The sequence below is a fragment of the Enterococcus sp. DIV1537a genome (genome assembly GCF_051712085.1).
Classification (GTDB): domain Bacteria; phylum Bacillota; class Bacilli; order Lactobacillales; family Enterococcaceae; genus Enterococcus; species Enterococcus faecalis.
In genome coordinates, this window is sequence record NZ_JBIOOE010000001.1 from 1,216,203 (window position 1) to 1,230,574 (window position 14,372).

Annotated in this window: 12 protein-coding genes; 9 read left to right on the plus strand and 3 right to left on the minus strand. The window is 39.5% G+C overall.

All coding sequences use genetic code 11. The annotated features are described in order from the left end of the window. The 3 genes from IGJ41_RS06115 to lpdA all read left to right on the plus strand — a co-directional run bounded on the left by IGJ41_RS06115 (position 1) and on the right by lpdA (position 4,154). Positions 1-978 (plus strand): alpha-ketoacid dehydrogenase subunit beta, encoded by a 978-nt coding sequence (locus IGJ41_RS06115; RefSeq protein ID WP_002357767.1) that lies wholly within the window; start codon positions 1-3, stop codon positions 976-978. Positions 979-1,120: 142 nt separating this feature from the next. Continuing rightward, positions 1,121-2,740: a dihydrolipoyllysine-residue acetyltransferase gene (locus IGJ41_RS06120; RefSeq protein ID WP_002357766.1), complete on the plus strand. Its 1,620-nt coding sequence runs from the start codon at positions 1,121-1,123 to the stop codon at positions 2,738-2,740. A 7-nt stretch (positions 2,741-2,747) separates the two neighbouring features. After that, positions 2,748-4,154: a dihydrolipoyl dehydrogenase gene (gene lpdA, locus IGJ41_RS06125; protein WP_173963544.1), complete on the plus strand. Its 1,407-nt coding sequence runs from the start codon at positions 2,748-2,750 to the stop codon at positions 4,152-4,154. Positions 4,155-4,266: 112 nt separating this feature from the next. Here the strand turns inward: lpdA and IGJ41_RS06130 are convergent, their stop codons facing one another. After that, positions 4,267-5,253, minus strand: coding sequence for a PocR ligand-binding domain-containing protein (locus IGJ41_RS06130; RefSeq protein ID WP_002382271.1), 987 nt, complete (start codon positions 5,251-5,253; stop codon positions 4,267-4,269). A 160-nt stretch (positions 5,254-5,413) separates the two neighbouring features. Here IGJ41_RS06130 and IGJ41_RS06135 point away from each other — a divergent pair, with 160 nt between their 5' ends. The 5 genes from IGJ41_RS06135 to IGJ41_RS06155 all read left to right on the plus strand — a co-directional run bounded on the left by IGJ41_RS06135 (position 5,414) and on the right by IGJ41_RS06155 (position 9,469). Then, positions 5,414-6,553 carry a glycerol dehydrogenase gene (locus IGJ41_RS06135; protein ID WP_002363858.1) on the plus strand — a complete coding sequence of 380 codons (1,140 nt, stop codon included), beginning with the start codon at positions 5,414-5,416 and terminating at the stop codon, positions 6,551-6,553. A 12-nt stretch (positions 6,554-6,565) separates the two neighbouring features. Next, on the plus strand, positions 6,566-6,964 hold the full coding sequence (gene dhaM, locus IGJ41_RS06140) for a dihydroxyacetone kinase phosphoryl donor subunit DhaM (RefSeq protein WP_002357762.1): 399 nt from the start codon (positions 6,566-6,568) through the stop codon (positions 6,962-6,964). Continuing rightward, positions 6,965-7,948, plus strand: a complete 984-nt coding sequence (dhaK, locus tag IGJ41_RS06145) for a dihydroxyacetone kinase subunit DhaK (protein WP_153854396.1) — start codon at positions 6,965-6,967, stop codon at positions 7,946-7,948. A 12-nt stretch (positions 7,949-7,960) separates the two neighbouring features. After that, positions 7,961-8,563 carry a dihydroxyacetone kinase subunit DhaL gene (gene dhaL / locus IGJ41_RS06150; RefSeq protein ID WP_002360441.1) on the plus strand — a complete coding sequence of 201 codons (603 nt, stop codon included), beginning with the start codon at positions 7,961-7,963 and terminating at the stop codon, positions 8,561-8,563. Between the two features lie 123 nt (positions 8,564-8,686). Continuing rightward, positions 8,687-9,469, plus strand: coding sequence for a hypothetical protein (locus IGJ41_RS06155; protein WP_173963542.1), 783 nt, complete (start codon positions 8,687-8,689; stop codon positions 9,467-9,469). A gap of 72 nt (positions 9,470-9,541) precedes the next feature. Here IGJ41_RS06155 and IGJ41_RS06160 read toward each other — a convergent pair whose 3' ends face one another. Beyond that, on the minus strand, positions 9,542-10,693 hold the full coding sequence (locus IGJ41_RS06160) for a hydroxymethylglutaryl-CoA synthase (RefSeq protein ID WP_002357756.1): 1,152 nt from the start codon (positions 10,691-10,693) through the stop codon (positions 9,542-9,544). Positions 10,694-10,878: 185 nt separating this feature from the next. On the opposite strand from IGJ41_RS06160, the gene IGJ41_RS06165 reads away from it, so the two are divergent. Continuing rightward, positions 10,879-13,290, plus strand: a complete 2,412-nt coding sequence (locus IGJ41_RS06165; protein WP_172759550.1) for a hydroxymethylglutaryl-CoA reductase, degradative — start codon at positions 10,879-10,881, stop codon at positions 13,288-13,290. Positions 13,291-13,308: 18 nt separating this feature from the next. On the opposite strand, the gene IGJ41_RS06170 is transcribed toward IGJ41_RS06165, so the two are convergent. Next, the gene (locus tag IGJ41_RS06170) at positions 13,309-14,361 is read right to left on the minus strand and encodes an AI-2E family transporter (protein WP_002357754.1); all 1,053 of its coding nucleotides are present in this window, start codon (positions 14,359-14,361) and stop codon (positions 13,309-13,311) included. Positions 14,362-14,372: the final 11 nt, after the last annotated feature.

Genomic DNA, 14,372 nt, shown 5'->3' on the forward strand with positions numbered 1-14,372 from the left:
ATGGCACAAAAAACTATGATCCAAGCAATTACAGATGCCTTAGCTCTTGAATTAGAGAAAGACGAAAATGTCTTAATCTTCGGTGAAGACGTTGGTAACAACGGTGGGGTTTTCCGTGCAACTGAAGGTTTACAAGAAAAATTTGGTGAAGACCGCGTCTTCGATACACCTTTAGCTGAATCTGGTATCGGTGGATTGGCTTTCGGTCTTGCCTTGCAAGGTTACCGTCCAGTTCCTGAAATCCAATTCTTTGGTTTCGTTTTTGAAGTATTTGACGAAATCGTTGGTCAAATGGCTCGTACGCGTTACCGTATGGGTGGAACTCGTAATATGCCAATTACTGTTCGTGCCCCATTTGGTGGTGGTGTTCATACACCAGAACTTCACTCAGATAACTTAGAAGGATTAATCGCACAATCACCAGGTGTTCGTGTTGTTATTCCATCAAACCCTTACGATGCAAAAGGACTATTAATTTCATCTATTCGTAGCAACGATCCAGTTGTCTACTTAGAGCACATGAAATTATACCGTTCATTCCGTGAGGAAGTGCCAGACGAAGCTTATGAAGTGCCTTTAGATAAAGCGGCTGTAACTCGTGAAGGAACAGATGTATCAATCATCACTTACGGCGCTATGGTTCGTGAAGCGATTAAAGCAGCTGATAGCTTAGCGAAAGACAATATTTCAGCAGAAATCATTGACTTACGTACAGTGGCTCCTTTAGATGTGGAAACAATTATTAACTCTGTTGAAAAAACTGGCCGTGTGGTTGTCGTTCAAGAAGCACAAAAACAAGCTGGCGTTGGCGCTATGGTTGTTTCTGAAATCTCTGAACGTGCCGTATTATCATTAGAAGCACCAATCGGACGTGTATCTGCTCCAGATACAATCTTCCCATTCGGACAAGCAGAAAATATCTGGTTACCAAATGCGAAAGATATCGAAGCAAAAGCTAGAGAAATCGTCGAATTTTAATAGTTATTCGAAGTAGATAAACGAAGAATTAAACAGGTGGAATACGGCTATAGGCATGAAATGTTCAGCTACTATAGTCGTTTCCCCGCGTTTTGCTCCTAAGAAAATAGACAGATCCAACGAAGAAGGGAAGACTTAAAAAATGGCTTATCAGTTTAAATTACCGGATATCGGTGAAGGGATTGCCGAAGGCGAAATCGTTAAATGGTTTGTAAAACCTGGCGATACAATCAACGAAGACGATACGTTATTAGAAGTACAAAATGACAAATCAGTGGAAGAAATTCCATCACCAGTAACAGGTACTGTAAAAAATATCGTTGTACCAGAAGGAACAGTTGCAAACGTTGGTGACGTGTTAATCGAAATCGACGCACCTGGTCACGAAGATAACGATGCAGCACCAGCAGCTCCTGCACAAGAACAAACACCAGCACAACCTGCTGCTGTACCAACAACCGAAGCAGCTGGCGGATTTTTCCAATTCAAATTACCAGACATCGGTGAAGGAATTGCCGAAGGCGAAATCGTTAAATGGTTCGTTAAAGCTGGCGATACAATTAATGAAGATGATTCATTATTAGAAGTACAAAATGACAAATCAGTAGAAGAAATTCCATCACCAGTAACAGGTACTGTAAAAAATATCGTTGTACCAGAAGGAACAGTTGCCAATGTGGGTGACGTGTTAGTTGAAATTGACGCACCTGGTCATAATTCAGCAGCACCGGCAGCCGCAGCACCAGCTACTGACGCTCCTAAAGCGGAAGCATCAGCTCCAGCCGCTTCAACAGGCGTAGTTGCAGCCGCTGATCCAAACAAACGCGTTTTAGCAATGCCATCTGTTCGTCAGTATGCTCGTGAAAAAGACGTTGATATTACACAAGTAACTGCAACTGGTAAAGGTGGCCGTGTCATTAAAGCGGATATTGATGCCTTTGTTTCTGGTGGCTCTCAAGCAGCACCAGCTACTGAAGCTGCCGCAACAGAAGCAGCACCTAAAGCGGAAGCCGCTGCACCTAAAGCAGCGCCAAAAGCCTTTACTTCTGATTTAGGCGAAATGGAAACACGTGAAAAAATGACACCAACACGTAAAGCAATTGCTAAAGCAATGGTTAACAGCAAACACACTGCTCCTCACGTAACATTACATGATGAAGTAGAAGTTTCTAAATTATGGGATCACCGTAAGAAATTTAAAGATGTTGCTGCTGCAAATGGTACAAAATTAACATTCTTACCATACGTTGTAAAAGCATTGACTTCAACTGTTCAAAAATTCCCAATCTTGAATGCATCAATCGATGACGCAGCACAAGAAATTGTTTACAAAAATTACTTTAACATTGGTATCGCTACTGATACAGATCATGGCTTATATGTACCAAATGTTAAAAATGCTAATACGAAGAGCATGTTTGCTATCGCTGATGAAATCAACGAAAAAGCAGCATTGGCTATCGAAGGCAAATTAACTGCACAAGATATGCGTGATGGTACAATCACAATTAGTAACATTGGTTCAGTCGGTGGCGGCTGGTTTACACCAGTAATCAACTACCCTGAAGTTGCTATTTTAGGCGTTGGTACAATTGCACAAGAACCAGTTGTTAATGCAGACGGCGAAATCGTTGTGGGACGCATGATGAAATTATCATTAAGCTTTGACCATCGTATCGTTGACGGCGCAACTGCTCAAAAAGCAATGAACAACATTAAACGCTTATTAGCTGATCCAGAATTACTATTAATGGAAGGATGATTAACAAATGGTAGTAGGAGATTTCGCCATTGAACTAGATACAGTCGTAATCGGAGCTGGACCTGGAGGATACGTTGCTGCAATTCGTGCCGCAGAAATGGGTCAAAAAGTTGCGATTATCGAACGTGAATACATCGGAGGCGTTTGTTTAAACGTTGGATGTATTCCTTCAAAAGCTTTAATTGCTGCTGGACATCATTACCAAGAAGCACAAGATTCTTCAACTTTTGGTGTAACAGCTAAAGGAGTCGAATTAGACTTTGCAAAAACACAAGACTGGAAAGATAACACAGTTGTAAAATCATTAACAGGCGGCGTTGGCATGTTATTGAAAAAACACAAAGTGGAAATTATTGAAGGCGAAGCATTCTTCGTTGACGAAAATACATTGCGTGTTATTCACCCAGACTCAGCACAAACTTACTCATTCAATAATGCTATTGTAGCAACAGGTTCTCGTCCAATTGAAATCCCAGGATTCAAATTTGGCGGACGCGTGTTAGATTCTACAGGCGGTTTAAACTTAAAAGAAGTTCCTAAAAAATTCGTTATTATCGGTGGCGGTGTCATCGGTGCTGAATTAGGTGGCGCTTATGCTAACTTAGGTTCAGAAGTAACAATTTTAGAAGGTAGCCCATCAATTTTACCAACTTATGAAAAAGATATGGTTAAAGTTGTCACAGACGACTTCAAGAAGAAAAACGTAACAATCGTGACTTCTGCAATGGCTAAAGAAGCTGTTGACAATGGCGATAGCGTCACTGTTAAATATGAAGTTAACGGAAAAGAAGAAAGTGTTGAAGCAGATTACGTAATGGTCACTGTTGGACGTCGTCCAAACACAGACGACTTAGGCTTAGAACAAGCGGGCGTTGAAATTGGCGAACGTGGTTTAATCCCAGTTGACAACCAAGGACGTACTAACGTGAAAAACATCTTCGCAATCGGCGACATCGTACCAGGTGCTGCGTTAGCGCATAAAGCAAGCTACGAAGCAAAAATTGCTGCTGAAGCAATTTCTGGTAAGAAAGTTGCAGTTGATTACAAAGCAATGCCAGCTGTTGCCTTTACTGATCCAGAATTGGCAAGCGTTGGTATGACTGTTGCAGAAGCAAAAGAAGCGGGAATCGAAGCAAAAGGTTACAAATTCCCATTTGCTGGTAACGGCCGTGCAATCTCTTTAGATAAAACTGATGGATTCATGCGTTTAGTTACAACTGTAGAAGACAATGTCATCATCGGTGCACAAATTGCCGGTGTCGGTGCAAGTGACATGATTTCTGAATTAGCTTTAGCTATTGAATCTGGCATGAATGCAGAAGACATTGCTTTAACAATCCACCCACACCCATCATTGGGCGAAATTACTATGGATACAGCTGAATTGGCTTTAGGTTTACCAATTCATATTTAATAGTATCACTTTGTCGCACGACAGATATAATGCGCCTTTTGCACTTGTTGCATTAGCCACAGCAAGTGCAAAAGGTGTAAAAAAACAACGACTTCTCGGAGTCGTTGTTTTTTTATGCTCTGTTCTTTCTTTTACGGTATTTAAGAGGTGTTTCACCCGTTTCTTGTTTAAAGATACGGACAAAATAGCTATCTTCAACAAACCCTAAATCTTCACTGATTTGGGCGATCGTTTTATCTGTCTCCAAAAGAAGCTGTTTAGCCCATGTGATTTTTAATTGTCGATAAAATTGACTAAAGGGAATACCAAACTCCTCTTTTAATAAACGACTTAAATACGTCGGTGTCAAATGAACAAGGTCTGCCAGTTCTTGTAAATTTAAACGCAGCGATTTGTTTTCCCAAAGGGCATCTAAAACCGGTTGTAATTGCTTATTTTTAGTTTGATAGGCACTTGAAGGAGTTAATTGAGCAGTTAATAAAGTTTGTTGAATATCTTTTTGGATCATATTCAATGGCTCCAGCTCTTCTTTTCGCGAACTAATCTGTAAGGATTGTTTGTACGTATTGATTAAATAATCTTTTTTGATGGCTTCAGAAATAATATATTGGCTTAGATCAGCGATTAATGTCGCGCTCTTTTCTAAGTCTGCTAGTTCTAAAACAGGGTATTGTTGATACAGCTCTTGGTGTGTTACTAAAAATTCTTGAATGAAGGCATCATTCATGGTTAAAACCTGTTCTAACTCTTCTTGGTGATCTTCGAGCAAAACTTCACCAGCCATAATGGCTCCTACATACTGGTCATCAACAATAATGGGGATGGCCATATCAACGATGTTAAAATGACAACGGTAGATAAAAGGCTGACCAGTGCGAACAGCTTCCAAGCCACCACGAGCATCACATTTTTCACAAAGTTTCGAGAGCTCAGGGGAGTGACGTACCAGTTGGCAAAAGGGTTGAACTTGACTATGTTTCGTCACAGGACGTCCTTTATAATCGACTAAAATAATGGCTAAACGAGTGCTTAAGGCCAATGATTCTTGCAATTTTTCCCACTTTTCTAAATCTAAAATATTTTTTAATTCTACAGTCATAAGGCAATCCTTCAATCTAAAGTTTAAAAATCATAATATTTTATTATTTCACAAAATAATTCTATCATTTTTTGCAAGAAAACGATACCAAAAGTTCAATGCTTTTTGGATGAAAGCGTTTTATACTATGTATGTAAACAAAATATAGGAGGCTATCAACATGAGAAAAGCATTGATTTTACCAACGAAATATGTTCAAGGGGAAGATGAATTACTAAACTTAGGTTACTTCGTTTCAACTTTTGGAAAAAAAGCGTTACTAATTGCAAATCCTGCTGACGTTGATCGTGTACGTCCACAATTGGAAGAAACAGCGAAAAAGTTTGACATTACCTTCGTAGAGGGTGGCTTTAGTGGAGAAGTAACGCGTGAAGAAACAAAGCGCTTGCAAAACGTTGGACAAAAAGAACAAGCAGACTGTATCATTGGTTTAGGTGGCGGTAAAGCAATCGATGCTTCAAAAGTCGTAGCAGAAGGTGAAAACTTAATTATTGTACCAACGATTGCGGCTCAAGATGCACCAACTTCGCATTCAGCTGTACTATATCATGAAGATGGCTCATTTGATGATTATGCTTACTTTAAACAAAGTCCAAGCGTCGTGATGGTTGATACAAAAGTGGTTGCCAAAGCGCCAACTAGATTTTTAGTTGCTGGAATGGGGGATGCCTTATCCACATATTTTGAAGCACGCGCAACACACAATTCATATTCTCGGGTTAATGCTAGTTTGCCAATGGGTTCAAGAGAAGGCTTAACGCCCGCTGCTAGCGGCACATATGCAGCTTTGGCCATGGCAAAACTTTGCTGGGAAAACCTCCAGGAAGATGGGTTAAAAGCGAAATTAGCTTGTGATGCAAATGTGGTTACTGAATCATTGAATAAGATTATCGAAACAAATATCTTACTTTCAGGCTTAGGTTTTGAAAGTGGTGGTTTAGCTGCAGCGCATGCGATTCATAACGGTATGACAGTCTTACCTGGTGCGCACAGTTATTTACATGGTGAAAAAGTAGCCTTTGCAACGATTGCACAACTTGTATTAGAAGATGCAGCAAAAGACGAATTAGAAGCTGTTTTAGACTTTAGCGCTTCTGTAGGTTTACCATTAACGCTTTCAGACATTGGTGTCGATGAAATCACTTATGAAGAAGCGTTGGAAGTAGCCAAAATTGCTTGCATTCCAGAAGAATCAATTCATTCAATGCCATTCCCAATTGTCGTTGAAGAAGTAGCGAATGCAATCATTGTTGCAGATAAAGTCGGACAAGAATATAAAACAAGACATAAATTAGATTAAGGAAGTGTCCACATGAAAGCAGATATTTTACTCGTTTCACATAGCAAAATGATTACAGATGGTATTAAAGAGATGATTGAACAGATGAATGCCAGTGAAGAAATTACGATTCATTCACTTGGTGGCACATCAGATGGTTCATTAGGTTCAGATCCAATGAAAATCATTGACACGATTAACGAAGCGGACTCTGACCGAGAATTTTTAATTTTTGCCGATTTAGGCAGTGCCGTTTTAAGTTCAGAATTAGCTTTTGATATGCTAGAAGAAGACCAACAGAAACATTATCATTTAGTCGATGCACCATTGGTTGAAGGTGCCTTTGCGGCAGCAATTACTGCAGGTGTCTCAGATGATTTGACGCAAATTTTAGCAGAAGCTCAAAATGCTGGTAAGAAAGGGTGGAACTAAATGAAAAAAATTATTAATGAACCTGGTAAAATTGTCGAAGAAATGCTCCAAGGAATTGTGAAAAGCTATGGAAACCTTGTTCATCAAGTCGAAGATTCTCGCGTGATTGCTCGCAACAACTCAAACAAACAAGTTGGGCTAGTATCTGGTGGTGGAAGTGGTCATGAGCCTGCACATGCTGGGTTTGTTGGTGATGGAATGTTAAATGCCGCAGTTTTAGGTGATGTCTTTACTTCACCAACACCAGATCAAATTTTAACAGGGATCCAAGCGGCAGACCAAGGGGCCGGTGTTCTGTTAATCGTAAAAAATTATACAGGCGATATTTTGAACTTTGAAATGGCCAAAGATATGGCTGATATGGAAGACATTCATGTAGAAATGGTCGTTGTCGATGACGATATTGCAGTCGAAGATAGCACCTATACCGCTGGAAAACGAGGCGTTGCCGGGACTGTTCTTGTCCATAAGATTTTAGGACATCATGCCCGCCAAGGTGCTTCTTTAGAAGAGCTCGTTTCTTTAGGAGAAAAGATTGTAGCAGCCACGAAAACAATTGGAGTGGCTTTAAAAGCAGCCACTGTGCCTGAAGTTGGCAAACCAGGTTTTACTTTACCAGAAGATGAAATTGAATTTGGCGTAGGGATTCACGGAGAACCAGGCTATCGTCGTGAAAAAATCCAACCATCGAAAGAGTTAGCGAAAGAATTAGTTGAAAAAACATTAAGTAGCTATGAGCAACAACCACAAACAGTGGGGGTACTTGTCAATGGCATGGGCGGCACGCCATTAATGGAACAATTTGTATTTATGAACGACGTGCTAACATTATTAGAAGATAAAGGTGTTCAAGTGACCTTCCATAAAGTGGGTAACTATATGACGTCTATTGACATGCAAGGATTATCTTTAACGATGATTGACTTGGCGACAAAAGACTGGCAAACAGCGCTAGAAAGCAATGTAACAACAATTTCTTGGTAAGGGTGATAAAAGATGGAATTAACAGTAAAAGACATTCAAACATGGTTAGACAATTATTCAAAAGTTATTGAAGAAAAAAAAGACTATTTAAGTGAATTAGACACGCCGATTGGTGATGGGGATCACGGTAACAACATGGCTCGTGGTATGGCTGAATACAAAATTGCGTTTGACAAAAAAGTACCAACAACAATCACGGAGACATTTAAAGTCCTATCCATGGCTTTGATTTCAAAAGTTGGCGGAGCTTCTGGTCCTTTATATGGTACTGCGTTTATGAATATGACTAAAGCGACAAAAGATTTGGAAACCATCAGTTCGCCAGAGCAATTAAAAGAAATTGTTCAGCAAGGTCTAGCTGGGATTCAGATGCGCGGCAAAGCTGAACCAGGAGATAAAACGATGGTTGATGTCTGGGCACCTGTTGCTGAAGTAATTGGAACGGAACAATTTAATGAAGAAAAAATTGAACAATTTGCTGAAGCAACAAAAGATTGGGTGGCGAAAAAAGGACGTGCCTCTTATTTAGGGGAACGAGCAATTGGTCATATTGATCCAGGAGCAGCATCTAGTGCATTATTATTTGAAGAACTAGTCAAAGTAATCAATCAATAACAGTGAGAAAAAAGTTTAGCAAGTGCCTCTCTTGAAGCGCTTGCTAAACTTTTTTATAAATAATGGTTTCTTTTGTTCATCTATGGGATAATTTAAGTAACAAAAAATAACAAAGATAGACAAATGGGGGATTTAAAAATGAAAAAGCATGTGATTGTGGGATGTTTATTAATCGTTAGCTCAATGTTTGTAAGTGCTTGTGGAAATTCATCAGACGTGACCACAGAAAAAAACAGTGTCACAAAACAAGTCGAAGCTACGGGCCAAAGCACATCCTCTTCCGTAGACCAAACCAAGTATGATGCCATTATTACAGAAGCTAAAAAGTTAACGGCAGAGGGGCAATATAAAGAATCAGAAGAAAAATTAGCTACGATCCCTGTTAGCGATTTAGGGAAACCTCATTATTCGATCGTTAAAGAAACGGTTGAGAAACTAAATAATCAAAATAATGAAGGCTTAAAAAGACAAGAAGAAGTCGCGGTTGAAAAGCAAACGAAGTCGAGTCCGGCACCAACGGGATCACTTAAACCAATTCCAGATGAATTTGCTAAATGGGCAACCACGTATCTTTTTTATTATCCACGAGGAGATCAAAAGCAAGCGGGTTTAATCATTGAAGCGAATGGAGCGGTCACGCAGACGAATACGAATGGCGAAATTTACACAGGAAAAGCCGAAATAAGTGGAGTTTCGGGCACTATTTTAAGTTATGATACGACTAGTTATCGCCCGACGACCCAACCAGCTACAAAATCGATTACTCCAAATGTTAAAATCACTGTTACTTGGAACAATGGCGGCGGTGTTGATGTTTATTATGGCTACGTTTCTTATTCACAACGTTTAGCTTTGACAGATGGTATCGCCGTGACAGACGGGGTCAAAGAAGTTTGGCTTTCGTAAAAAGAGCTAGACATTCAAGCAAAAACTTGAATGTCTAGCTCTTTTGTTGATTGAATCGGGGGATTTAAATACTTAGTTTCGATAAGAACGAACGGTATTATTAATAGCAGAAATACTATATTTTAATTCATCTTCTAACGTTTGATCAATGTCTGTGTCTAAAGTTTCTGCAAACATGGCTTCATATTCAGCGATAGAAAGTTCTGTCCGATTATCCAGCAGTGCTAAATGAGTTTCTTTTTGTAAATGATTTTGATACCCAGCTACTAATTCACCAGTGAAAAATTCAGCGACAGCACCAGAACCATAACTGAATAACCCAATTTGATTGCCTGCGGTTAAAGTCGTTGCATTTTCTAAAAGGGAAATGAGTCCCAGATAAAGTGAACCCGTATACAAGTTTCCTACGCGACGACTATAGATGATGCTTTCTTCATAACGGGCTAAAATTCGTTCCTGTTCTGCTTCAGTTTGGTCGGAGATTTTTGCTAATAAGGCTTTTTTGCCCATTTTTGTGTAAGGAATATGGAACGCTAAAGCATCATAATCTGCAAAATCAAGACCGGTTCGTTTTTTATGTTCATCCCAGACTTGGGCAAAAGATTGGATGTAGGTTTCGTTTGACAAAGGACCATCGACCATAGGATACGGATGGCCTGTTGGACGCCAAAAGTCATAGATATCTTGCGTCAGCATCACATTATCCTCTTTTAAAGCCAAGATGCGCGGTTCACTAGCAACTAACATTGCAACCGCCCCAGCTCCTTGTGTAGGCTCACCGCCAGAATTTAATCCATATTTTGCAATATCTGCTGCTACAACCAAGACTTTTTTATCTGGATGTAAGGCTACGTGATTCTTAGCTAACTGTAAGCCTGCTGTTGCTCCGTAACAAGCTTCCTTGATTTCGAAAGAGCGAGCGAAAGGTTGAATCCCCATTAAACGATGTAAGACAACTGCGGCCGCTTTTGACTCATCGATACTGGACTCAGTCCCGACAATCACCATATCAATGGCCTCTTTATCTTCTTTGGTCAAGATCGCTTCTGCGGCATTGGCTGCAAATGTCACAATATCTTGGCTGATTGGGTTCACCGCCATTTGGTCTTGCCCAATACCAATATGAAATTTTCCAGGGTCTACATTTCTGGCTTCAGCCAGTGCCGTCATATCAATATAATAAGGGGGCACAAAAAAACTAATTTTATCAATCCCAATTGTCATTTCTTTAACTCCTTTACGATAAATAGATTCATTATATAAAATAGCACGAAATGAACCAAAATGGGGAATTTTTGTATTAACTTCATAGATTATTAAAAAATATCTTATAAGTCTGTTAACATTCAGTAATTGGCACTTGTGATTCTGGGATTTTATGATATATTTCAAGATGGAGGTGCATTTAGTTGAAAACAGTAGTTATTATTGATGCATTACGAACACCAATTGGAAAATATAAAGGCAGCTTAAGTCAAGTAAGTGCCGTAGACTTAGGAACACATGTTACAACACAACTTTTAAAAAGACATTCCACTATTTCTGAAGAAATTGATCAAGTAATCTTTGGAAATGTTTTACAAGCTGGAAATGGCCAAAATCCCGCACGACAAATAGCAATAAACAGCGGTTTGTCTCATGAAATTCCCGCAATGACGGTTAATGAGGTCTGCGGATCAGGAATGAAGGCCGTTATTTTGGCGAAACAATTGATTCAATTAGGAGAAGCGGAAGTTTTAATTGCTGGCGGGATTGAGAATATGTCCCAAGCACCTAAATTACAACGATTTAATTACGAAACAGAAAGCTATGATGCGCCTTTTTCTAGTATGATGTATGATGGATTAACGGATGCCTTTAGTGGTCAGGCAATGGGCTTAACTGCTGAAAATGTGGCCGAAAAGTATCATGTAACTAGAGAAGAGCAAGATCAATTTTCTGTACATTCACAATTAAAAGCAGCTCAAGCACAAGCAGAAGGGATATTCGCGGACGAAATAGCCCCCTTAGAAGTGTCAGGAACGCTTGTGGAGAAAGATGAAGGGATTCGCCCTAATTCGAGCGTTGAGAAGCTAGGAACGCTTAAAACAGTTTTTAAAGAAGACGGTACTGTAACAGCAGGGAATGCATCAACCATTAATGATGGGGCTTCTGCTTTGATTATTGCTTCACAAGAATATGCCGAAGCACACGGTCTTCCTTATTTAGCTATTATTCGAGACAGTGTGGAAGTCGGTATTGATCCAGCCTATATGGGAATTTCGCCGATTAAAGCCATTCAAAAACTGTTAGCGCGCAATCAACTTACTACGGAAGAAATTGATCTGTATGAAATCAACGAAGCATTTGCAGCAACTTCAATTGTGGTCCAAAGAGAACTGTCTTTACCAGAGGAAAAGGTTAACATTTATGGTGGCGGTATTTCATTAGGTCATGCGATTGGTGCCACAGGTGCTCGTTTATTAACGAGTTTAAGTTATCAATTAAATCAAAAAGAAAAGAAATATGGCGTGGCTTCTTTATGTATCGGCGGTGGCTTAGGACTCGCTATGCTACTAGAGAGACCTCAGCAAAAAAAAAACAGCCGATTTTATCAAATGAGTCCTGAGGAACGCCTGGCTTCTCTTCTTAATGAAGGCCAGATTTCTGCTGATACAAAAAAAGAATTTGAAAATACGGCTTTATCTTCGCAGATTGCCAATCATATGATTGAAAATCAAATCAGTGAAACAGAAGTGCCGATGGGCGTTGGCTTACATTTAACAGTGGACGAAACTGATTATTTGGTACCAATGGCGACAGAAGAGCCCTCAGTGATTGCGGCTTTGAGTAATGGTGCAAAAATAGCACAAGGATTTAAAACAGTGAGTCAACAACGCTTAATGCGTGGACAAATCGTTTTTTACGATGTTGCAGATCCCGAGTCATTGATTGATAAACTACAAGTAAGAGAAGCGGAAATTTTTCAACAAGCAGAGTTAAGTTATCCATCTATCGTTAAACGGGGCGGCGGCTTAAGAGATTTGCAATATCGTGCTTTTGATGAATCATTTGTATCTGTCGACTTTTTAGTAGATGTTAAGGATGCAATGGGGGCAAATATCGTTAACGCTATGTTGGAAGGTGTGGCCGAGTTGTTCCGTGAATGGTTTGCGGAGCAAAAGATTTTATTCAGTATTTTAAGTAATTATGCCACGGAGTCGGTTGTTACGATGAAAACGGCTATTCCAGTTTCACGTTTAAGTAAGGGGAGCAATGGCCGGGAAATTGCTGAAAAAATTGTTTTAGCTTCACGCTATGCTTCATTAGATCCTTATCGGGCAGTCACGCATAACAAAGGGATCATGAATGGCATTGAAGCTGTAGTTTTAGCTACAGGAAATGATACACGCGCTGTTAGCGCTTCTTGTCATGCTTTTGCGGTGAAAGAAGGTCGCTACCAAGGCTTGACTAGTTGGACGCTGGATGGCGAACAACTAATTGGTGAAATTTCAGTTCCGCTTGCTTTGGCCACGGTTGGCGGTGCCACAAAAGTCTTACCTAAATCTCAAGCAGCAGCTGATTTGTTAGCAGTGACGGATGCAAAAGAACTAAGTCGAGTAGTAGCGGCTGTTGGTTTGGCACAAAATTTAGCGGCGTTACGGGCCTTAGTCTCTGAAGGAATTCAAAAAGGACACATGGCTCTACAAGCACGTTCTTTAGCGATGACGGTCGGAGCTACTGGTAAAGAAGTTGAGGCAGTCGCTCAACAATTAAAACGTCAAAAAACGATGAACCAAGACCGAGCCTTGGCTATTTTAAATGATTTAAGAAAACAATAAAAAATAGTTCAGCAGAAATTATTCTGCTGAACTATTTTTTTTCACATTAGGTAGCCGTTTCAGGCCACGAATCGGTTTTACTTTTAAGACATCTAAGAAGAAAGTAAACACAGGGATTCCTACAATAAGTCCCCATACACCGAAGAGACGCTCACTAACTAATAAGATGACAAACGTATAAAAGATTGGTAACTCTGTTTTACTAGACATGAATTTAGGATTTAGCACGTAAGATTCAAATAAATGGACGATTGTAATTAAAGCTAAGATATAAATCACATCGTTCAAGCCGCCTTGGGAATAAGCGATGAAACTTAGCGGAATGCAGGAAATAATCACACCAGCAACTGGGACTAAGCTCAAAATGAAGATCATAATGGCTAAACTAGGTAGCTGAGTAAAGCCGATTATCGCCAAGGCCAAGGTAGTAATGACTGTATTCACCACAGCAATGAAAAACTGAGCTTCCATTACGACACCAAATGTGTTGACGAACTTGTTGGCGAAATAATAGATATCCTGAAAAAACCAATCAAAATCACTTTTTAAAAATAACTTAGAAAAATCAGCCATTTGCTTCTTCTCAATCATAAAGAAGAAACTTAAAATAAAGGACATGACAAATGATAAGCCGACAGCGCCAATATCTTGAATGTAGCGTAAAATCATTGAAGCACCATTCTGGAGTTGAGAGAGTAAGTTAGATTTTTCCAAGTATTGATCAATAAATTGCAATACTTGATTTGTATCTGTATGTGGACTTTGATAAAAATCAACTACAGAATTAATCATTTGAGTCGTTTGGTTAACTAGAACGGGAACATATTTAGTAATCGCTAAATAGATTAGAAAAACAACCAATGCATAGGTTAAGAGAACGATGACAATCGTCGGGATTTTCATATAGCGTTGAACAAAATGGACCAAACGAACAGCTAAATAGGTAAAGATAAATGTTAAAAGAATTGTTGTAATCATACTTCTGGATAAATAAAGCACAAAAATAATCAAAGCAAGGACGCAAAAACGTCGCAAACGTTCATTTTGAATAAATTTTTGATACAAACTCATAGGGGAAACTC